The organism is Klebsiella sp. 28, assembly GCF_018223905.1.
Taxonomy (GTDB): domain Bacteria; phylum Pseudomonadota; class Gammaproteobacteria; order Enterobacterales; family Enterobacteriaceae; genus Klebsiella; species Klebsiella pneumoniae.
Map to the genome: position 1 here is coordinate 1 of NZ_JAGRQY010000007.1, position 18,061 is coordinate 18,061.

Genomic DNA, 18,061 nt, shown 5'->3' on the forward strand with positions numbered 1-18,061 from the left:
CGCCCGCCAGCACGAACAACCCCGGTCCCAGCCACAGCAGCACCGTGCCCGCGGTCAGCGGCGGCTCATAGCTGACAAAATGACCGTAGCGGGCCACCATATAGTCAACGATCTGCCCTTTCGTTTTACCCTGCTGCATCAGCTCGTACACCTTCTGCCGCATATCAGCGGCAATCATCGCGTTTGAGTCGGCGATGCTGTTGTTCTGGCATTTAGGGCAGCGCAGTTGGGAGGTGATCTCGCGGAAGGCCTGCTCCTGGGCCTCATCCTTAAACTGCCAGGTATCGATGGCGGCCCACGCCTGGCCGGTCAGCATCAGCGCCAGCAGGATGACCATTACCCCTCTCATCAGCCCGCCCTCCGGTTGTATTGATCCCACAGCGGCTGGAGCTCCTCGCGCCACACCCGTTCGTTCAGGTCGCCGGCGTGCCGCCAGCGGATAATGCCCTGACCGTCGATGAGAAACGTCTCCGGCGCGCCATAAACGCCCAGGTCCAGACCAAGCATGCCGTTGCCATCGTAGAGGCTCAGCATGTACGGGTTCCCCAGGCGCTGCAGCCAGCTCATCGCCTTCTGGCGATCGTCTTTGTAGTTCATCCCCACCACCCGCACGCCCTGCTGCGCCAGGCCGTTGAGAAACTGATGCTCGGCGCGACAGGTTGGACACCAGGTGGCCCAGACGTTGAGCAGCAGCGGCTTGCCGTCAATCAGCGTCCGTCGGTCCAGCGTCTGACCGGGGGTATTCAGCGCTTCAAGGCGAAATTCCGGCAGCGGTTTGCCAATCAGCGCCGACTCGAGGGTCGTCGGGTCATCGCCCTCGGCGTTGCGCATCAGTTGCCAGAACAGCGCGGCGGCCAGCGCCAGAAACAGCACCAGCGGGATAAACAGTAGCTTCCGGTTCATGAGGCCTCCTGCAGCTTCTTACGCATCCGGTAGCGCGGATCGAGCATGCAGCACAGACCGCCGAGGGCCATCAGCACCCCGCCGTACCAGATCCAGCGAACGAACGGTTTATAGTACAGACGCACCGCCCAGCTGCCGTCGCTCAGCTCTTCCCCCAGCGCGGCGTAAAGATCGCGGGTCAGCCCGCCGCTGATCGCCGCCTCGGTCATCATCATCCGGCTGGCGGTGTAAAAGCGTTTCTCGGCATACAGCGTCGCTTCCGGGCGGCCGTTGCGGGTCACGGCGATAATGCCTTCGCCGCCGGTCCAGTTGGGGCCGACGATATTGCGCACGCCGTTAAACACAAAGTGATAGCGGTGGATATCGATGCTGTCGCCGGGGCGCATCCGTACATCGCGCTCCACGCTGTAGTTCTGGCTGAAGGTGATGCCGATAACGGTCACCGCCACGCCAACGTGGCCGAGCACCATCCCCCACTGGCTGCGGGTCAGAGTGCGCAGGCCGCGCCAGAAGCCGTGGCGATGGGTGGCCCGTTCGTGAACCTCCATCAGGGCGAAGATCAGCACCCACAGGGCCATCATCAGGCCTATGACCGCCATGGCGGTGATACGGTCCTGCAGCAGCCACGGCAGCGCCAGAGAAAGTGACAACGTCACCAGCAGAGCGATAATCAGGCGCTTAATCTGCCTGGCGACGTCATCGCGCCGCCAGCGGATCAGCGGTCCCAGCCCCAGCAGCAGCGCAAACGGCGCCATCAGGGCGGTGAACATGGTATTGAAGAACGGCTCGCCGATGGAGATGCTGCCGAGGCCCAGCTCTTTATGCACCAGCGGCAGCAGCGTCCCGAGGAGCACCACCAGCATCGCGGCCATCAGCAAGATATTGTTGCCAAGCAGGAACGTCTCGCGCGACCAAAGCGTATGTTCCACCCGCGCCCGCACCCGGCCGCCCTTCAGGGCGTACAGCAGCAGCGATCCGCCGATGGCGACAATCAGCAGTACCAGAATAAACAGCCCGCGCGACGGATCCGAGGCGAAGGCATGCACCGAAACCAGCACCCCGGAGCGCACCAGGAAGGTGCCCAGCAGGCACAGGGAGAAGGCGGCGATGGCCAGCAGCACCGTCCAGGCGCGGAAGCTGCCCCGCTTTTCGGTCACCGCCAGGGAGTGCAGCAGCGCGGTTCCCACCAGCCACGGCATAAACGAGGCGTTTTCCACCGGGTCCCAGAACCACCAGCCGCCCCAGCCCAGTTCGTAGTATGCCCACGCCGAGCCCAGCACGATGCCGAGGGTGAGGAACATCCATGCCGCCTGGGTCCAGGGACGCGACCAGCGCGCCCAGGCAGTATCCAGCCGGCCCGCCAGCAGCGAGGCGATGGCGAAGGCGAAAGCCACCGAGAAGCCGACGTAACCCATATAGAGGATCGGCGGATGGAAAATCATGCCGATATCCTGCAGCAGCGGATTGAGGTCGCGACCATCAATGGGGTACTGCGGCAGGCCGCGGCTGAACGGATTGGAGGTGAAGAGGATAAACAGCAGGAAACCAAAGGCGATCATCCCCATCACCGCCAGCACCCGGGCGACGGCGTCGAGCGGCATCCGGCGGCTGAAGATGGCGACGGCGAAGGTCCAGACGCTGAGCAGCAGAACCCACAGCAGCAGCGAGCCCTCGTGCGCCCCCCAGGTCGCCGCTACCCGATACCACACCGGCAGCGCGCTGTTGGAGTTTTCCGCCACATAGCGGACGGTAAAGTCATTGACCACAAAGGCGTGCACCAGCAGCAGGAAGGCGCCGCCGATACAGGCGAATAGCCCACAGGCCAGCGGCCGCGCCAGGGCCATCAGCCGCCGATCCTGCCGCGCCGCGCCCCACAGGGGATAAACGCTCAGGAGCAGCGCCAGCCCCGCCGCCAGACACAATAAAAAGTTGCCCAGCTCCGGCATCATGGCTGCGCCCCCGTTTTCTCCGGTGTCATGGCGTTTTTCACCTCCGGCGGCGTGTAATTTTCATCATGTTTGGCCAGCACCTGCTGGGCGGTAATATGCCGCTCGCCATCCAGTACGCCCTGGGCCACCACGCCCTGACCTTCACGAAACAGGTCCGGCAGAATGCCCTTATAGCTGACGTCCACCACCCCGCGGGCGTCATACAGCTTAAAGCGCACGTCGAGGGTTTGCGGGTCGCGCTGCAGGGAGCCCGGCTGAACGTAGCCTCCCACCCGCAGCCGCTGACCGGTATGGGGCAGCGCCCGGGTTTCCGTTTTGCCGTAGATAATTTCCCCCGGGGTGTAGAACAGATCGATATTGCTGCTCAGGGCGTACAGCGTCAGGCTGACGGTTAGCCCGAGGCCGGCGAGCACCGCCAGCACGATATACAGCCGGGTTTTACGACGCGCTTGCATCCGCGGCCTCCTTGTCATGTTCGCGGGCGGCAGCGATCCGCCGCTCGCGCGCCTGCTGGCGTCGTACCTCATGGAACAGCGCCCGCCGCGCCCACAGGGTATGCACCGTCAGCAGGCCAAAGGCGGCGACGGTCACGGCCACCGCCAGCCAGACGTACACGGCATAGCCGCCCATATTCAGGAAGGCGGCGAAAGACGAAAAGGCGGGGCTCATCGGGCGGCTCCTTTATTCACCAGCGCCACCACCCACGGTCGACGGCGCTCCAGTTGCAGGATCAGGTTACGCAGGCGCATCAGGGTCAGGGTGACCGACAGCGTGAGGAAGGCAAAGATGCAGATCCGCAGCGGCAGACGCATGCTTGGGTCGATGGTTTGCTGCAGGTTGGTCGAGCCCTGGTGCAGGGTGTTCCACCAGTAGACCGAGTAATGAATGATGGGCAGATTGACCACCCCGACCAGCACGAGGATCCCGGCCGCGCGCCCGGCCAGCCGCCGGTCGTCAAAGGCGTGCCACAGGGCGATGACCCCGGCATACAGAAACAGCAGCACCAGCTCCGAGGTCAGACGGGCGTCCCAGATCCACCAGGTCCCCCACATCGGCTTGCCCCATGCCGCGCCGCTGACCAGCGCCACCAGGGTGCAGACCGCCCCCACCGGCGCCAGGGCGGCGATCGCCAGGTCGGCCATTTTGATCTGCCAGACCACCCCGACGAAGGCCGCGACGGCCATCGCCAGGTACAGCCCCATCGACCACATCGCCGTCGGAACGTGAAGGTACATGATCCGGTAGCTTTCCCCCTGCTGATAGTCCGCGGGGGCGAAGCCAAAGCCCCACCCCAGGCCGATGACCAGCAACAGCGCGCTCAACGCCGCCAGCCAGGGGATCCAGCATCCGCACAGGCGGTACAGCCGCTCGGGGATCGCCAGTTGATGTAACGCTTTCCACATAGACGCTTACTCACACGGTTATGATGGCCGCGCCCGCAGGCGCAGCGAGTTATCGCACGGTCAGCCGCAGCGCAGCGGCGGTGGCGAACGGACACAGGGTGGCGCTGGCGGTTAAGAACGCCGCCAGCATCGCCAGATAGCCGCCGACCGGGAGCCCGGCGGCGGCCGCCTGGCAGGCCGCGGTGGCGAAAATCAGCAGCGGCACCGCCAGCGGCAGCACCAGCAGGCTCAGCAGGACGCCGCCGCGCTTCAGGCCGACCGTCAGGCCAACCCCCACCGCGCCGAGAAAACTGAGCGTCGGGGTGCCAAGCAGCAAGGTCAGCGCCAGCACACCGGCGTCATGCAGACTCATCCCCAGCAGCAGCGCCGCCAGCGGCGAGACGATCAGCAGCGGCAGGCCGCTCATCATCCAGTGGGCAACCACCTTCACCAGCACCACCGCCACCAGCGGCGTCGGCAGGAGCATCAGTTGCTCCAGGGAACCGTCCTGCCAGTCGTCGCGAAACAACCGATCCATCACCAGCAGCGCCGCCAGCAGCGCGGCGATCCACACCACGCCCGGCGCAATCTGCGCCAGCAGCTGCGGCGCGGCGCCTACGCCGAACGGAAACAGGGTGATGACGATCAGAAAGAACCAGAGCGGATTGAGGATCTCCGCCCCGCTGCGCCACGCCAGGCGCAGTTCCCGGGCCAACAGCGCACGCATCATTGCCCGCCTCCAGCGTCGCCGCCGAGGCGCAGGGTGCGCAACGGACAGCCCAGCGGCCGCAGCGGCTGGTGGGTGGTGAGGATGGCGCATCCCCCCTGCCGGGCGTGCTGCTCCAGGCGACGGGTCAGGGTTTCCATCGCCGTGGCGTCGAGGGCGGTGAACGGCTCATCGAGGATCCACAGCGGCGCGTCGGTTAACCACAGGCGGGTGAGCGCCACCCGACGCTGCTGCCCGGCGGAGAGCTGGCTCAAGGGGAGGTCTTCATAGCCCGCCAGGCCGACGGCGGCGAGGGCGCTTTCCCGCTGCTGAAGGCGGCTGGCCGGAAAGAAGAAACGCAGGTTTTCATCGGCGGTCAGCGCCGCGTTAACGCCGGGTTTATGGCCCAGCCACAGCAGCTGACGGTGAAATGACTCCCGGACCTTCGCCAGCGGCTGGCCCTGCCAGCTCACCACCCCGCTTTCCGGGCGCGCCAGGCCGCAGAGGATCCGCAGCAGCGAGGTTTTCCCCGCGCCGTTATCACCGGCGACCTGCAGCAGCTCGCCGGCAGCGAGGGACAGCGTCAGCGCCGCAAACAGCGGTCGATCGTCAACGATGCAGGTCAGTCGCTCTGCATGCAGCATGAAGGCAAACTCCTTGATTCAGACAGTATTTTACGTCGTCGCTAAGTATGGGTTGCGCCGCGCGGGCGACGCAACCCTGACGGTTACTGTCCGGCCCCCGGCAGCTTCGAGATATCGGCGTTGCCTAACGCCTTCTCATCATGCGCCGCAGTCTCCTTACGCACCTTCGCCACATCGCTGGCGCTGACCGCCGGCGCGTTGTTGCCCCAGCTGGTGCGGATGAAATTGACCACATCCGCCACCTGCTGGTCGTCCAGGCGCCAGCCGAACGACGGCATGGTCAGGTTGGAGACCGCATCTTTCACCGCCGGCGTGGTGCTCCCGGTCAGAACGATATGGATAAGCGAAGTGGCATCTTCCGTCTGTACCACCGGGTTGCCCTTCAGCGACGGGAAGGCGCGCTTATAGCCTACGCCGTCGGTGCGGTGGCAGGCGGCGCAGTTATCGACGTACAGCGCGGCGCCGGTTTTGCTGTCGTTACCCTTCCACAGATCTTTCGCCACGCTGTCTTCCACCGGGGCTGGGGTCTGTTTGCCGCCGCGCGGCGGGAGCGACTTCAGGTAGCGGGCGATGGCGGTGATGTCGTCATCAGAGAGATACTGCAGACTGTGCTCCACCACATCGCTCATGCCGCCGAAGACCACCGATTTATCGTTGCGTCCGGTTTTGAGGAACTCGGCCAGCTCGGCTTCGCTCCAGGTCCCCAGACCGTCGCGGTTTTCGCCGCGCAGGCTGGAGGCGACCCAGCCGTCAATCGGCGCATTGCTGCCCGCCAGGTAATCATCGCCTTCGCTTTCGCTGAGCGCTTTTTCCTGCATCGTCAGGCTACGCGGGGTATGACAGGCGCCGCAGTGGCCCAGGCCTTCCACCAGATAGCGGCCGCGCTCCAGCACCGGGTCAACCTGCGGGTTGGCGACAAAGTCGCTCGGCGTCGGGGCGAAGATGCCGCGCCAGAACGCCAGCGGCCAGCGCATCGACAGCGGCCATGGGATGTCGGTGTCCTTGTTGGCGACATTCACCGGCTCCACGCCATGCATAAAGTAGGCGTACATGGCGCGCATGTCCGCTTCGCTGATCCGCGCGAACGAGGGATACGGCATCGCCGGATAGAGCGTGGAACCGTCTTTCCGCACGCCCTTGCGCACCGCGTCGTCGAACTCTTCGAAGGTGTACCCGCCGATGCCGTGTTCTTTATCCGGCGTGATATTGGTGGAGTAGATGGTGCCGATCGGCGTCTCCATCGGCAAACCGCCGGCGAAAGGTTTCCCCGCTTTGCCGTTGGTGTGGCAGGCGACACAGTCCCCCGCCCGCGCCAGATACTCCCCCTGCTTAATCAGATTGCTGTCCGCAGGCGCCTCTTCGGCGAAGGCCGCGCAGCTCAATGCCCCAAGCACCAGGGCCGATAACCATTGCATTTTCATCATCTGCCTTCCTTTATGCCTGCACCAGGGGACCCGGATTTTTCAGATACTGCTCACGGATCGCCTTCGCTGACCAGTAGGCCAGCGCGGCCACCGTGCCGGTTGGGTTGTAGCCCAGCCCCTGCGGGAACGCGGAGGCGCCGATGACGAAGACGTTATGCACGTCCCAGCTTTGCAGATAACGGTTAACGGCGCTGGTTTTCGGATCTTCCCCCATCACCGCCCCACCGTTCATATGGGTGGTCTGGTAGGTGGTGGTATCAAAGTGGCTGTTGGCGTTTTTTGGGCTGCCGAGGATATATTTCGGCTTCATCGCTTTAGCGATCGGCGCCATCTTATCGAACATAAACTGCGCCATCTTGATGTCGTTTTCCTGCCAGTCGAAGGTCATGCGCAGCAGCGGCTGGCCAAAGACGTTTTTGTAGTTCGGATCAAGATCGAGGTAGTTCTGCCGATAGGACTGGTGCGCGCCGTGGGCATCCATCGACAGGTGATGGGTGTAGGTATCGGCCACCGCCGCTTTCCACTTGCTGCCCCACGCCGGGGTGCCCGGCGGTACCGGGAAACCGGAGATGGGCTTGGTCCCGGCCTGGTTGACCCAGAATGGCGAACCGCCGACAAAGCCCGCCGCGCCGTGGTCGAAGTTGTCGGCGTTGAAGTCGTCGACGCCGACGCCGTTGCCGCCCGCGCCGATAAACGGATTGGTATAGGTGTCTTTGTCGAAAATGGCCTTGATGGTGGTCATGTTCTGGTAGGCGAAGTTACGCCCTACCACCCCTTCGCCGGTCTCCGGATTGTACGGTTTGCCGATCCCGGAGAGCAGCATCAGGTGCACGTTGTGGAACTGGAAGGCGCCGATAATCACCAGGTCTGCCGGCTGTTCCATTTCGCGCCCCTGGCCGTCGACGTAGGTCACGCCGGTGGCGCGGGATTTGTCGTCGGTCAGGTTGACCTTCAGCACGTTGGCGTTAGTCCGCAGCTCAAAGCGTTTTTCCTGGCGCAGCGCCGGCAGAATGTTCACGTTCGGCGAGGCTTTAGAGTACATGTAGCAGGCGTAGCCGCTGCAGAAACCGCAGAAGTTGCACGGGCCCATCTGCGCGCCGTAGGGGTTGGTATAGGAGTCGGAGGTATTGGCCGACGGCAGGTTATAGGGGTGATACCCCACTTCCAGCGCCGCTTTTTCAAACAGCTGCGCCGACCAGGTGTTTTTCTGCGCCGGCAGCGGGAAGTCGTCTGAGCGGTCCGGGGCGAAGGCGTTGCCGCCGCGGCCTTTGCCGACGACCTTGCCTTTGATCGACCAGGCGGTCCCGGAGGTGCCGAACACTTTTTCCGCTTTATCGAAGAACGGTTCCAGCTCGTCGTAGGTGACGCCGAAATCCTGGATGATCATATCCTGGGGGATGAAGTTTTTGCCGTAGCGTTCTTCATAGTGGCTGCGCATCCGCAGCTCAATGGGATCGACGCGGAAATGGACGCCGGACCAGTGCAGCCCGGCGCCGCCCACGCCGGTACCCGGCAGGAAGGCCGCCAGCTGGCGATAGGGCACCGCCTGTTGGCTGGTGTTATGCCGGATGGTGACGGTGCTTTTCGACAGATCCTGGAACAGCTTGCGGCGGATGTTGTAGGTCAGCTCATCAATCACCTGCGGATAGGCGCCGTCCGGCCAGGTGTCGCGCATCGGGCCGCGCTCCAGCGCGACGACGTTGAGCCCCGCTTCGGTCAGCTCTTTGGCCATGATCGCCCCAACCCAGCCGAAGCCGACGATCGCGACATCGGTTTTTTTCAATACGGTGGCCATGATTACGCCCTCTCCCCATTAATTGATACCGGCGGGAAGGGGTAGCGTTCGCCCCGTTCAACCCAGTCCATAAAGTCGGCGCGCGCGCCGGGAAAATTAATCAGCGTCCAGCCGACCATGCCTTTATTGCCGCCATGGATCGGGTCGCTGAAGAACCCTTCGCGGGTGTTTTGCAGCAGATAGGTGAAGAACAGCGAGGCCGGCAGCTGTTTGAACTCGGCTTTACCCGATTCCCACAGGCCGAGCGCCTCGTCCTGCTGCTCGCTGCTCAGTTCAGCGAAGGTTTTATGATATTTGTCCTGACACCACGCCTCGGCGTCGGCGATCCCGAGGTTATAGATCTGTTTGGGCACCAGCGGCAGCTGATAACCCATCTCTTTCGGCACGTCGGGATTGAAGGGCCCCTGCATATACCAGATGGAGCCGGTGGCGTAAGGGGTATTGAGCTGGCGGTCGATAAACTCCGGGACGCCGGCCTCTTTGGCGCCGGGGCCAAGTTCATCCGCCGGGATTAAGCGAGCGACGGCGGCGTTGATAAACGCCCACTCACGATCGTTGAAGAACTGCGGCTTCCAGTCGCTGGCCGCCGCGGTGTTCCCGGAGGCTGGCTCTGAAGCGGGGGCCGCCTGCGCGGTCGCGCTGGTGGCCACGCCAATAGCCCCTGCTCCCGCGCCGCCGATCACCACCGTCGGGATCAGCGCCATCGATTTCACCAGGAAATCACGCCTGGAATTGTTGGTTTTCTCGCTCGACATCATCACATTCCTGTCATTGAAAATTACTGTTTTTGTCGCTGACAAAACCAGTGAATGTCGTGCTGGAACCGATACCATTGCGCTTTTAAACCGCTTAGCGTCTGGCCCGGCCCGGCAAGTCGGATAAAACATCGCCAGAGGCGATATCATTTATAGGGTTATCGTTTGGATAGTAGACGATTCTCAACGAAACGCGGGAAATCGGAGAGAAATTCACCGGTCTGTCATCGTGCGTGAGAAGAGTGCTGCCATAACCTTGAGGCGGTAAACCAGCGGCATTCACACCGCGCTGAGCTTACCCATGCGCCAAGAAAGAGTGACTTGTATCACAAATGTTATTTTTTGTTTATGGTACATGGCAGATTAAACGTCTGTAAATACTCGTATTAGGAATAATTAAACATTTTGAGCTGTTAAAAAAGTTAATAACCGTTGTTAACTATCTTGTATCTATTGTCCGGCTAGCGCCTTCAGCTGGCGATATCCCATCCACAGGAGAAGAGAAGATATGTTCGATCATGTGAAATTCGGCGTTAGCGACTATGCCGCCAGCAAAGCGTTCTTTTTGCAGGCCCTGGCCCCGCTTGGCGTAACGCTGGTCGGCGAAGGCGAGCCGAGCTACGGCGCAGAGCTGGCCGGCAGCGGCGATACTTCTCTATGCCTCTATCAAAGTGCGGAAAAACCGGCGCCGCTGCACATTGCCTTTCGCGCCGACAGCCGCGAGCAGGTCGATGCCTTCTGGCAGGCTGCGCTGGCCGCCGGAGGAAAGGACAACGGCGCGCCGGGGCTACGGCTAAACTACCACGCCAGTTACTACGCCGCGTTTGTGATTGCGCCAGACGGGCACAATATTGAAGCCGTGTGCCATCTGGCGGGGTAACGGGCGGCTACCGCTGCGGAAAAATCCACACATCCTCCACCGGGAGCGTCAGATGGCAGTGTTCGGCATCGCGCAGCGCCGTTCCGTAGGCGCGCAGCGGAAAGTCGTCGCCTTCGGTACGGAACAGGTACTCCCAGCGGTCGCCGAGGTACATGCTGGTCAGCAGCGGTAGCTGGAGGCTATTATCCTGCGCGGCGCCGTCAAGTCGCAGGCGCTCGACGCGGATCACCGCCGTCGCCGGCTCGCCAACGCTAACCCCCTCGCCCGCTCGCCCCCACAGGCTCCAGCTGGCGCCTTCGATCCGCGCCCTGCCGTTCTCCAGCGCCATCACTTTGCCGTGCAGGCGGTTATTGCTGCCCATAAACTCAGCGGCGAACAGCGTCGCCGGGCTGCCGTACATCTCCTGCGGCGTCCCCTGCTGCTCAATGACGCCATTGTTCAGCAGCAGAATACGATCGGAGATGGCCATTGCTTCATTCTGATCGTGGGTGACCATCAGCGCCGACAGGCCCAGCTTAATGATCAGCTCGCGCAGAAACACCCGCGCCTCTTCGCGCAGCTTGGCGTCAAGGTTGGAGAGCGGTTCATCCAGCAGGATCACCGGCGGGTTGTAAACCAGCGCCCGACCGATGGCCACCCGCTGCTGCTGGCCACCGGAGAGCTGGTGCGGATGGCGGTTGCCAAGGTGCCCCAGCCCCAGCTGATCCAGCACACGCTGCACCCGCTCTTTTATCTCCCCGGCGGCCACTTTACGCAGCTTCAACGGATAGGCCACATTGTCGAACACCGTTTTGTGCGGCCACAGGGCATAGGACTGGAACACCAGGCCGAGGTTACGCTCTTCGGCCGGGATCTCGCTGCGCGGCGTGCCGTCGTACACCGTGCGGTTGCCGATGGCGATCCGTCCGCTCGTCGGTTTTTCCAGCCCGGCCACCGCCCGCAGCAGCGTGGTTTTGCCGCTTCCCGAAGGCCCCAGCAGCGATACTACCTCCCCCCGGCCGAGCGTCATGGACACCCCCTTCAACACCGGGTTGTCGCCATAGGTGAGATGCAGATTTTCTACCGATAACTCAATCATGTAATTTCACTCCAAAGCGCAGGGCGATACCCAGGCCAATCACCACCAGCAGAATATTGATAAAGGAGAGCGCCGCGACGATATCGATGGCCCCCGCCGCCCACAGCGACACCAGCATCGAGCCGATGGTTTCGGTACCCGGCGACAGCAGATAGACGCCGGTGGAATACTCGCGCTCAAAGATCAGGAACATCAGCAGCCAGGAGCCAATCAGCCCATATCGCGACAGCGGAACGGTCACGTGGCGGGTGATCTGCCCCCGCGAGGCGCCGGTGCTACGCGCCGCCTCCTCCAGCTCCGGGCCCACCTGCAGCAGCGTCGAGGAGATGAGCCGCAGGCCGTAGGCCATCCACACCACGGTGTAGGCCAGCCAGACGCTGAAGATGGTGTTGCGCAGGGCGCGCAGCTGCACGATAAGGTGCTCCCGCAGCCAGTCGGCCACCGGCAGCGCCGAGAGCCAGCCGTGCTTCAGCGACTGATCGAGCCACATCGGCACAAACAGGAATACCCACAGGAAGGCCAGGCCGGCCAGCAGCCCCGGTACCGCGCGCGGGACCAGCACGCTGTAGTCGAGAAAGCGGGTGACGTTGTCCGCTTTGCGGTGCATGGCGATGCCGACAAACAGATAGCAGATCACCGCCAGCGCGCCGCCGACGATGCCGATAGCCATCGAGTTGACGATCGCCCGCAGCAGGTTGGGCTGCTGCCAGATATTGTGGAACGTCGCCAGCGACAGCTCATCCCACAGCGACACACCGACGCCCCAGTTGGAGATAAAAGCGCGCAGCGCCACGCCGAGCAGCGGTACGCCGATGGTCACCGTCAGCCAGGCCACTACCACCGCCCCGGCCACCCAGCGCCATTTGCCCAGCGGCAGCGCCCGCGCCTGGGACGCCTTGCCCTTCATGGTGACAAAGCGGTTGGCGGTGCGCATCAGCCGCCGCTGGAGCATCACCAGCGGGATGGTGATGCAGATCAGCACCACCGCCACCGCCGCCATCAGATGGTAGGAGGGGGTGCCGAGCTTGTTAGTCAGCTTGTAGAGATAGGTCGCCAGCACCATGTTGCCCTCGGGGTCGCCCAACACCAGCATCAGACCGAAGACTTCCAGACCGAGGAAAAAGAGCAACACGCAGGCGTAAAGAATGGATGGCCGCACCATCGGCAGACTCACCGAGGTCATCACCTGCAGCGGCGTGGCGCCGACGGTGCGCGCCGCCTCTTCCACGTCGGAGCCGACGCTGCGCAGCGCCGAAGAGATATAGAGATAGGCATGCGGAACGTGAGTTAAGCCGGCGATGACCACAATGCTGAACATCGAGTAGATATTCCACGGCACAAAGCCGATCAGCTGCTGCGCCCACTGGGAAAAGAAGCCTACCGGCCCGGCGGCCACCACGTAGCCAAAGCCCAGCACCATCGGCGAGACGAAGATCGGCACCAGGATCAGCGGCTCAATGATCCGCCGGCCGGGTAAATCGGTGCGCACCATCAGAAACGCCAAAATACCGCCCAGCGGAATGGCGATAATCACCAGGCCAAAGGCCAGAATAAAACCTGACCTTAATGCCAGATAAAAATCCGGGTCGGTAAAAATAAAGGCGAAGGCTTCCAGACTCCACGATTTGGAGCGGGAAAAGAACGGTGCCGAAAGAAAACTCTGCACCACAATAAATAACAGCGGGACATAAATCACCAGCGCCGTGATGCACACCACCACGCCGCGCGGCAGCCCCTGCCACTTTCTGCGTAATACGTTCATGGTTCATCCCTTCGGTCAGGTGAATAAACCCGCCGGGTGTGAATAGGGGCATCGGCGATGCCCCTGAGGAGGATTATTTCGCGGCGGCGCTGCGCCATTGTTTAATAAACTGCAGACGTTTTTGCGGCTGTAAATAATCGAGCAGCGTTTCGTTGACCGGGATCGGTTTTAACGCTTTGCCCAGCAGCGCGGTCATGCCGTCGATATCATTTTTACCTGCAATATCGCGACGAATAGAGGGAATATCCGCCTGGCTGGCGAGGATCTGCTGGCCTTTTTCCGACAGGACATAATCCAGCCACAATTTCGCCGCATTGGGATGTTCGCTCTCCTGGCTAATAAACGAGACGCGGGAGAGCACCAGCACGTAATCTTTCGGATAGGCAATACCTAAAGAGGGATCGTTTTTCGCCCGCGCTTCGGCATAAGAGCCAAGAATGTTATAGCCGATCAGGTTTTCGCCGGAGGAGACGCGCTCCATCATTGTGCCGGTGGAAGACTGCACTGTCAGGCCGCCTTTAGCGATATTCGCCAGGTCGGTAAAATAGTTCGCGTCGGCCTGGCTGTCCTGCACCGCCAGCATAAAGCCGAGGCCCGATTTTTCGATGTCGTAGGTGGTGACCTTGCCTTTAAATTTATCGGCCTGGCTGGCGATCAGTTTTGCCAGCGCGGTATGCGAATCCGGAACCTCATTCTGCGGGATCAGCCTTTTGTTATAAATAAACACCACCGGCTCGTAGGTGGTGCCATAGGCTTTCTGCTGCCAGACTGCCCAGTCGGGTAATTGCTTCACCTCCGGCGAGGCATATTGTTCGGCGTATTCGGTGGCTAATTTCAGCGCGGTATCCATCGATGAGCTCCACACCACATCCCCGCTGCCGCCCCCGGCGGCCTGTTCGCTGATATAGCGGTTATACAGCTCAGTACTGTTCATGTCGTTATATTCGACTTTGACGCCCGGGTATTGCGCTTCAAATCCCTTAATTAACGGCCCGGCCGCTTTGGTGTCGGTCGTGGAATAGATCACCACCTTGCCCTCTTTTACGGCGGCATCAATCGTTTTTTGATAATCCGCGGGATAGCCCGCAGGCACCTCCGCCCAGGCGGCACAGGCGAAAACGGCCGTCAGTGAAACCACTAAACCACTTATTTTCTTATACATGATACCAACCTTTAATCATCAATTAATAAACACAAATTTAACATATAGTGGTATCAGCTCCCCTTGCAACGACGGGGATGGCTTTTTTCTGGCTTTTGTGACACTGGCAGAATTTAAAAATGTGGTGTTTATGGCGTTAATTAAAACGCGATCCCGGCCCGGTTTTTTATCGTCTGTCGTATGCGCAGGCGCTGGCGCAGCGGCATGTCGCCGGGAGACGCCGCCCTTGACCTTCTGCGCCGGGCGGCGCAGCATAAAACGGCAAACATAACAAAATAACAACAGACTACAGGAGAGAATCAGTGCCTACAGGACACCGCTTTCTGGCGACGGATCTGCATCAGTTTGTCGTCTCACTGTTTACCCATCTCGGCAGTACCCCAGGGGAAGCCACCCTCGTCGCGGACCATCTGATCGCCGCCAATCTTGCCGGGCATGACTCCCACGGCGTTGGGATGATCCCCAGCTACGTCAAATCCCACGCCGGTGGTTTTCTGCAGCTCAACCGCCACGCCACGGTGACCAAAGACGCCGGCGCCGTGGTCACCCTCGACGGCAACGCCGGCTTCGGCCAGGTGGTCGCCCACGAAGCGATGCAGTTAGGCATTGAAAAGGCGAAGCAGCATGGTATGGCGGCTATCGCCCTGCGCAATGCGCATCACGTCGGACGCATCGGCTACTGGGCCGAACAGTGCGCCGCCGCCGGGCTGATCTCCATTCACTTCGTCAGCGTCATCGGCGACCCGATGGTCGCCCCGTTCCGCGGGAAGGACAGCCGCTTCGGCACCAACCCGCTGTGCGTGGTGTTTCCCCGCGCGGGCCATCCGCCGCTGCTGCTGGACTACGCCACCAGCGCCATCGCCTTTGGTAAAACCCGCGTCGCCTGGCATAAAGGCGAAGCCGTGGCCCCCGGCTGCCTGATTGACGCCGAGGGTCGACCCACCACCGACCCGGCGGTGATGCAGACCTCGCCGCTGGGCGCCCTGCTCACCTTCGCCCAGCACAAAGGCTATGCCCTGGCGACGCTGTGCGAAGTGCTCGGCGGCGCGCTCTCCGGCGGGCAAACCACCCATCAGGAGAGCCTGCAGACCAGCGTCGACGCCATCTTTAACTGCATGACCACGGTGATCCTGCGCCCGGACGCGTTCGATGCCCCGGACAGCCAGGCGCAGACGGAGGCCTTTATCGCATGGTGTAAGCAGTCGCCGCACGATGCCGATGCCCCGGTGCTGGCGCCCGGCGAATGGGAGGCCGCCAACCGCGAAGCGCGGCTGGCGCAGGGGATCCCGCTGGATGCCGGCAGCTGGCAGGCTATCTGCGCCGCCGCGCGCGACGTCGGCCTGAGCGAATCGCACTTCGACCGCTGCCGCCCTCTCGCCTAGCCGCGTGTTACCCCGCAGAGCGTCTGACGTCGGCGCTCTGCGTCATCGTCATTAGTGACGAGGTCATGCTCCCGTCATCAATCTCTTTTCATTTTTCAATACAGATCAATAGTTTAAATTCTGGCACAAGACCTGCATAGCGCAACAGGCCTGCGTCTGCATCACCACCAGGCGATACCGCGATCGTTGCCCGTCGGGCCCGGCGCGACAGCGATCCTTAGTTCACTGTTAACAGGTCTGTTACTGATGAAAAAAATCACGAGCGTGTGCCCCTACTGCGGGGCGGGTTGCAAACTTAAACTGGTTGTCGACAACAATAAAATCATTCGCGCGGAGGCCGCCGACGGCGTCACCAACCAGAACCAGCTGTGCCTGAAAGGCTACTACGGCTGGGATTTTCTTAACGATACGCAGCTCCTGACGCCCCGTCTTAAACAACCGATGATCCGCTACCAGAAAGGCGGCGCCTTCACGCCGGTCAGCTGGCAGGAGGCGATTCGCTATACCGCCAGCAAGCTCAGGGAGATCAAAGAGAAGCATGGCCCGCGCGCCATCATGACCACCGGCTCCTCGCGCGGCACCGGCAACGAAACCAACTATGTGATGCAAAAGTTCGCCCGCGCGGTGCTGAACACCAATAACGTCGACTGCTGCGCCCGCGTCTGCCACGGCCCCTCCGTCGCCGGGCTACAGCAGGCGCTGGGCAACGGGGCGATGAGCAACTCGATTAGCGACATCGAAAACTCGAAGTGCCTGCTGGTTTTTGGCTACAACTGCGCCGACTCCCATCCCATCGTCGCCCGCCGGGTAATCAAGGCCCGGGACAACGGCGCCAAAATCATCGTCTGCGATCCGCGGCGCATTGAAACCGCGCGCATTGCCGATCGTCATCTGCAGCTCAACAACGGCAGCAACATGGCGCTGGTAAATGCCTTCGGCTATGTGCTGCTGGAGGAGGAGCTGTACAACAAAACCTATGTCGAACGCTATACCGAAGGGCTGGATGCTTACCGCGAGGCGGTGAAGGATTACGCCCCGGAAGCGGTGGAAGGGATTGTCGGGGTCAGCGCGCGGGAAATCCGGGAGGCGATGCGCATGTTCGCCGCCGCCCCATCCGCCACCATTATGTGGGGCATGGGGGTCACCCAGTTTGGCCAGGCGGTGGACGTGGTGCGCGGCCTGGCAAGCCTGGCGCTGCTCACCGGCAACCTGGGACGGCCCAACGTCGGCGTGGGGCCGGTCCGCGGGCAAAACAATGTACAGGGCGCCTGCGATATGGGCGTGCTGCCGAACCTGTTTCCCGGCTATCAGGAGGTCACCGACCCCGCCGTGCGGGCGAAATTCGCCGCCGCCTGGGGCATCGACCCGGCGCTGATGGACGACCAGGTCGGCACCCGCATCACCGAGGTGCCGCATAAAGCGCTGACCGGCGAGATCAAAGCCTATTATATTATGGGCGAAGATCCGCTGCAGACCGAAGCCGACCTCGGCCTGGTGCGCAAAGGCATCGAGGCGCTGGACTTCGTGGTCGTGCAGGACATCTTCATGACCAAAACAGCGGAAATGGCCGATGTCCTGCTGCCGGCCACCTCCTGGGGCGAGCACGGCGGCGTCTTCACCTGCGCCGACCGCGGGTTCCAGCGGTTTGAACAGGCGATCCCTCCGGCGGGGAATGTGAAGCGCGACTGGGAGATCATTAGCCTGCTGGCCAGCGAATTGGGCTATCCGATGCACTATGAGAACAACCAGCAGATCTGGGACGAGATGCGCGAGCTCTGCCCGCTGTTCTACGGCGTGACCTGGGATAAAATGGGCGATATGGGCCATGTCCAGTGGCCGTGCCCGACCATCGATCATCCCGGTACGCCATGGCTGTATAAAGACAACCGCTTCGACACCCCCTCGGGTAAAGGGCAGCTGTTCGCCACCGCCTGGCGCGCGCCGGCGGAGCGCCCGGATGACGAGTGGCCGCTGGTGCTCTGCACCGTGCGGGAAGTCGGGCATTATTCCTGCCGCTCGATGACCGGCAACTGCGCCGCGCTGCAGTCGCTGGCCGACGAGCCGGGACGGGTGCAGATGAATCCCGCGGATGCGCAACGACTGGGGATCGCCGACAAACAGCTGGTGTGGGTCAGCTCCCGGCGCGGGAAGGTGATCTCCCGCGCCGACCTCAGCGATCGCATCAATCCGGGGGCGGTCTATATGACCTATCAGTGGTGGGTGGGCGCCTGTAATGAGC

At 62.1% G+C, this 18,061-nt stretch carries 17 protein-coding genes; 3 read left to right on the forward strand and 14 right to left on the reverse strand.

Annotated elements, in window-relative coordinates; genetic code table 11:
• The 11 genes from KHQ28_RS01085 to KHQ28_RS01135 form a co-directional block, all read right to left on the reverse strand.
• A partial coding sequence (locus tag KHQ28_RS01085; protein ID WP_179186424.1) for a cytochrome c-type biogenesis protein occupies positions 1-337 on the reverse strand: 337 nt, incomplete at its 3' end.
• 11 nt (positions 338-348) lie between these two features.
• On the reverse strand, positions 349-903 hold the full coding sequence (locus KHQ28_RS01090) for a DsbE family thiol:disulfide interchange protein (protein WP_031593061.1): 555 nt from the start codon (positions 901-903) through the stop codon (positions 349-351).
• Positions 900-2,852, reverse strand: a complete 1,953-nt coding sequence (locus KHQ28_RS01095; RefSeq protein ID WP_031593062.1) for a heme lyase CcmF/NrfE family subunit — start codon at positions 2,850-2,852, stop codon at positions 900-902. Before KHQ28_RS01095 ends, KHQ28_RS01090 begins: the two co-directional genes overlap by 4 nt.
• Positions 2,849-3,307 carry a cytochrome c maturation protein CcmE gene (gene ccmE, locus KHQ28_RS01100; RefSeq protein ID WP_004143391.1) on the reverse strand — a complete coding sequence of 153 codons (459 nt, stop codon included), beginning with the start codon at positions 3,305-3,307 and terminating at the stop codon, positions 2,849-2,851. The genes KHQ28_RS01095 and ccmE overlap by 4 nt, the downstream gene beginning before the upstream one ends.
• Entirely contained in the window at positions 3,291-3,521 is a 231-nt protein-coding gene (ccmD, locus tag KHQ28_RS01105) for a heme exporter protein CcmD (RefSeq protein ID WP_004143390.1), read from the reverse strand. Before ccmD ends, ccmE begins: the two co-directional genes overlap by 17 nt.
• Positions 3,518-4,255, reverse strand: coding sequence for a heme ABC transporter permease (locus KHQ28_RS01110; RefSeq protein WP_004189553.1), 738 nt, complete (start codon positions 4,253-4,255; stop codon positions 3,518-3,520). Before KHQ28_RS01110 ends, ccmD begins: the two co-directional genes overlap by 4 nt.
• A gap of 49 nt (positions 4,256-4,304) precedes the next feature.
• Positions 4,305-4,964 (reverse strand): heme exporter protein CcmB, encoded by a 660-nt coding sequence (ccmB, locus tag KHQ28_RS01115; RefSeq protein ID WP_032418863.1) that lies wholly within the window; start codon positions 4,962-4,964, stop codon positions 4,305-4,307.
• Positions 4,961-5,584 (reverse strand): cytochrome c biogenesis heme-transporting ATPase CcmA, encoded by a 624-nt coding sequence (gene ccmA, locus KHQ28_RS01120; RefSeq protein ID WP_004151165.1) that lies wholly within the window; start codon positions 5,582-5,584, stop codon positions 4,961-4,963. Before ccmA ends, ccmB begins: the two co-directional genes overlap by 4 nt.
• 83 nt (positions 5,585-5,667) lie before the next feature.
• The gene (locus KHQ28_RS01125; protein ID WP_004184337.1) at positions 5,668-7,008 is read right to left on the reverse strand and encodes a cytochrome c; all 1,341 of its coding nucleotides are present in this window, start codon (positions 7,006-7,008) and stop codon (positions 5,668-5,670) included.
• 10 nt (positions 7,009-7,018) lie between these two features.
• Positions 7,019-8,803, reverse strand: a complete 1,785-nt coding sequence (locus KHQ28_RS01130) for a GMC family oxidoreductase (protein WP_002908285.1) — start codon at positions 8,801-8,803, stop codon at positions 7,019-7,021.
• A 2-nt stretch (positions 8,804-8,805) separates the two neighbouring features.
• Complete coding sequence (locus KHQ28_RS01135) at positions 8,806-9,561, reverse strand: gluconate 2-dehydrogenase subunit 3 family protein (protein WP_004175724.1); 756 nt, start codon at positions 9,559-9,561, stop codon at positions 8,806-8,808.
• A 505-nt stretch (positions 9,562-10,066) separates the two neighbouring features.
• On the opposite strand from KHQ28_RS01135, the gene KHQ28_RS01140 reads away from it, so the two are divergent.
• Positions 10,067-10,438, forward strand: a complete 372-nt coding sequence (locus KHQ28_RS01140) for a VOC family protein (protein ID WP_032418861.1) — start codon at positions 10,067-10,069, stop codon at positions 10,436-10,438.
• Positions 10,439-10,445: 7 nt separating this feature from the next.
• Here KHQ28_RS01140 and KHQ28_RS01145 read toward each other — a convergent pair whose 3' ends face one another.
• The 3 genes from KHQ28_RS01145 to KHQ28_RS01155 form a co-directional block, all read right to left on the reverse strand.
• Positions 10,446-11,516: an ABC transporter ATP-binding protein gene (locus tag KHQ28_RS01145; RefSeq protein ID WP_032418860.1), complete on the reverse strand. Its 1,071-nt coding sequence runs from the start codon at positions 11,514-11,516 to the stop codon at positions 10,446-10,448.
• On the reverse strand, positions 11,509-13,278 hold the full coding sequence (locus KHQ28_RS01150; RefSeq protein ID WP_008804520.1) for an iron ABC transporter permease: 1,770 nt from the start codon (positions 13,276-13,278) through the stop codon (positions 11,509-11,511). Before KHQ28_RS01150 ends, KHQ28_RS01145 begins: the two co-directional genes overlap by 8 nt.
• Positions 13,279-13,351: 73 nt before the next feature.
• A complete protein-coding gene (locus tag KHQ28_RS01155; RefSeq protein WP_004213457.1) occupies positions 13,352-14,440 on the reverse strand; it encodes an ABC transporter substrate-binding protein in 1,089 nt (362 codons plus the stop codon).
• Between the two features lie 302 nt (positions 14,441-14,742).
• Between KHQ28_RS01155 and KHQ28_RS01160 the strand changes: the two genes are divergently transcribed.
• Complete coding sequence (locus KHQ28_RS01160; protein ID WP_004148647.1) at positions 14,743-15,822, forward strand: malate/lactate/ureidoglycolate dehydrogenase; 1,080 nt, start codon at positions 14,743-14,745, stop codon at positions 15,820-15,822.
• Between the two features lie 246 nt (positions 15,823-16,068).
• On the forward strand, positions 16,069-18,061 hold a 1,993-nt coding region (gene fdhF / locus KHQ28_RS01165; RefSeq protein ID WP_211777554.1), incomplete at its 3' end, for a formate dehydrogenase subunit alpha.

What these genes read in the sequence shown, in the direction of transcription:
- KHQ28_RS01090 (WP_031593061.1), bottom strand. Translation starts at nt 903, where the DNA reads ATGAACCGGAAGCTACTGTTTATCCCGCTGGTGCTGTTTCTGGCGCTG.
- KHQ28_RS01095 (WP_031593062.1), bottom strand. Translation starts at nt 2,852, where the DNA reads ATGATGCCGGAGCTGGGCAACTTTTTATTGTGTCTGGCGGCGGGGCTG.
- ccmE (WP_004143391.1), bottom strand. Translation starts at nt 3,307, where the DNA reads ATGCAAGCGCGTCGTAAAACCCGGCTGTATATCGTGCTGGCGGTGCTC.
- ccmD (WP_004143390.1), bottom strand. Translation starts at nt 3,521, where the DNA reads ATGAGCCCCGCCTTTTCGTCTTTCGCCGCCTTCCTGAATATGGGCGGC.
- KHQ28_RS01110 (WP_004189553.1), bottom strand. Translation starts at nt 4,255, where the DNA reads ATGTGGAAAGCGTTACATCAACTGGCGATCCCCGAGCGGCTGTACCGC.
- ccmB (WP_032418863.1), bottom strand. Translation starts at nt 4,964, where the DNA reads ATGATGCGTGCGCTGTTGGCCCGGGAACTGCGCCTGGCGTGGCGCAGC.
- ccmA (WP_004151165.1), bottom strand. Translation starts at nt 5,584, where the DNA reads ATGCTGCATGCAGAGCGACTGACCTGCATCGTTGACGATCGACCGCTG.
- KHQ28_RS01125 (WP_004184337.1), bottom strand. Translation starts at nt 7,008, where the DNA reads ATGATGAAAATGCAATGGTTATCGGCCCTGGTGCTTGGGGCATTGAGC.
- KHQ28_RS01130 (WP_002908285.1), bottom strand. Translation starts at nt 8,803, where the DNA reads ATGGCCACCGTATTGAAAAAAACCGATGTCGCGATCGTCGGCTTCGGC.
- KHQ28_RS01135 (WP_004175724.1), bottom strand. Translation starts at nt 9,561, where the DNA reads ATGATGTCGAGCGAGAAAACCAACAATTCCAGGCGTGATTTCCTGGTG.
- KHQ28_RS01140 (WP_032418861.1), top strand. Translation starts at nt 10,067, where the DNA reads ATGTTCGATCATGTGAAATTCGGCGTTAGCGACTATGCCGCCAGCAAA.
- KHQ28_RS01145 (WP_032418860.1), bottom strand. Translation starts at nt 11,516, where the DNA reads ATGATTGAGTTATCGGTAGAAAATCTGCATCTCACCTATGGCGACAAC.
- KHQ28_RS01150 (WP_008804520.1), bottom strand. Translation starts at nt 13,278, where the DNA reads ATGAACGTATTACGCAGAAAGTGGCAGGGGCTGCCGCGCGGCGTGGTG.
- KHQ28_RS01155 (WP_004213457.1), bottom strand. Translation starts at nt 14,440, where the DNA reads ATGTATAAGAAAATAAGTGGTTTAGTGGTTTCACTGACGGCCGTTTTC.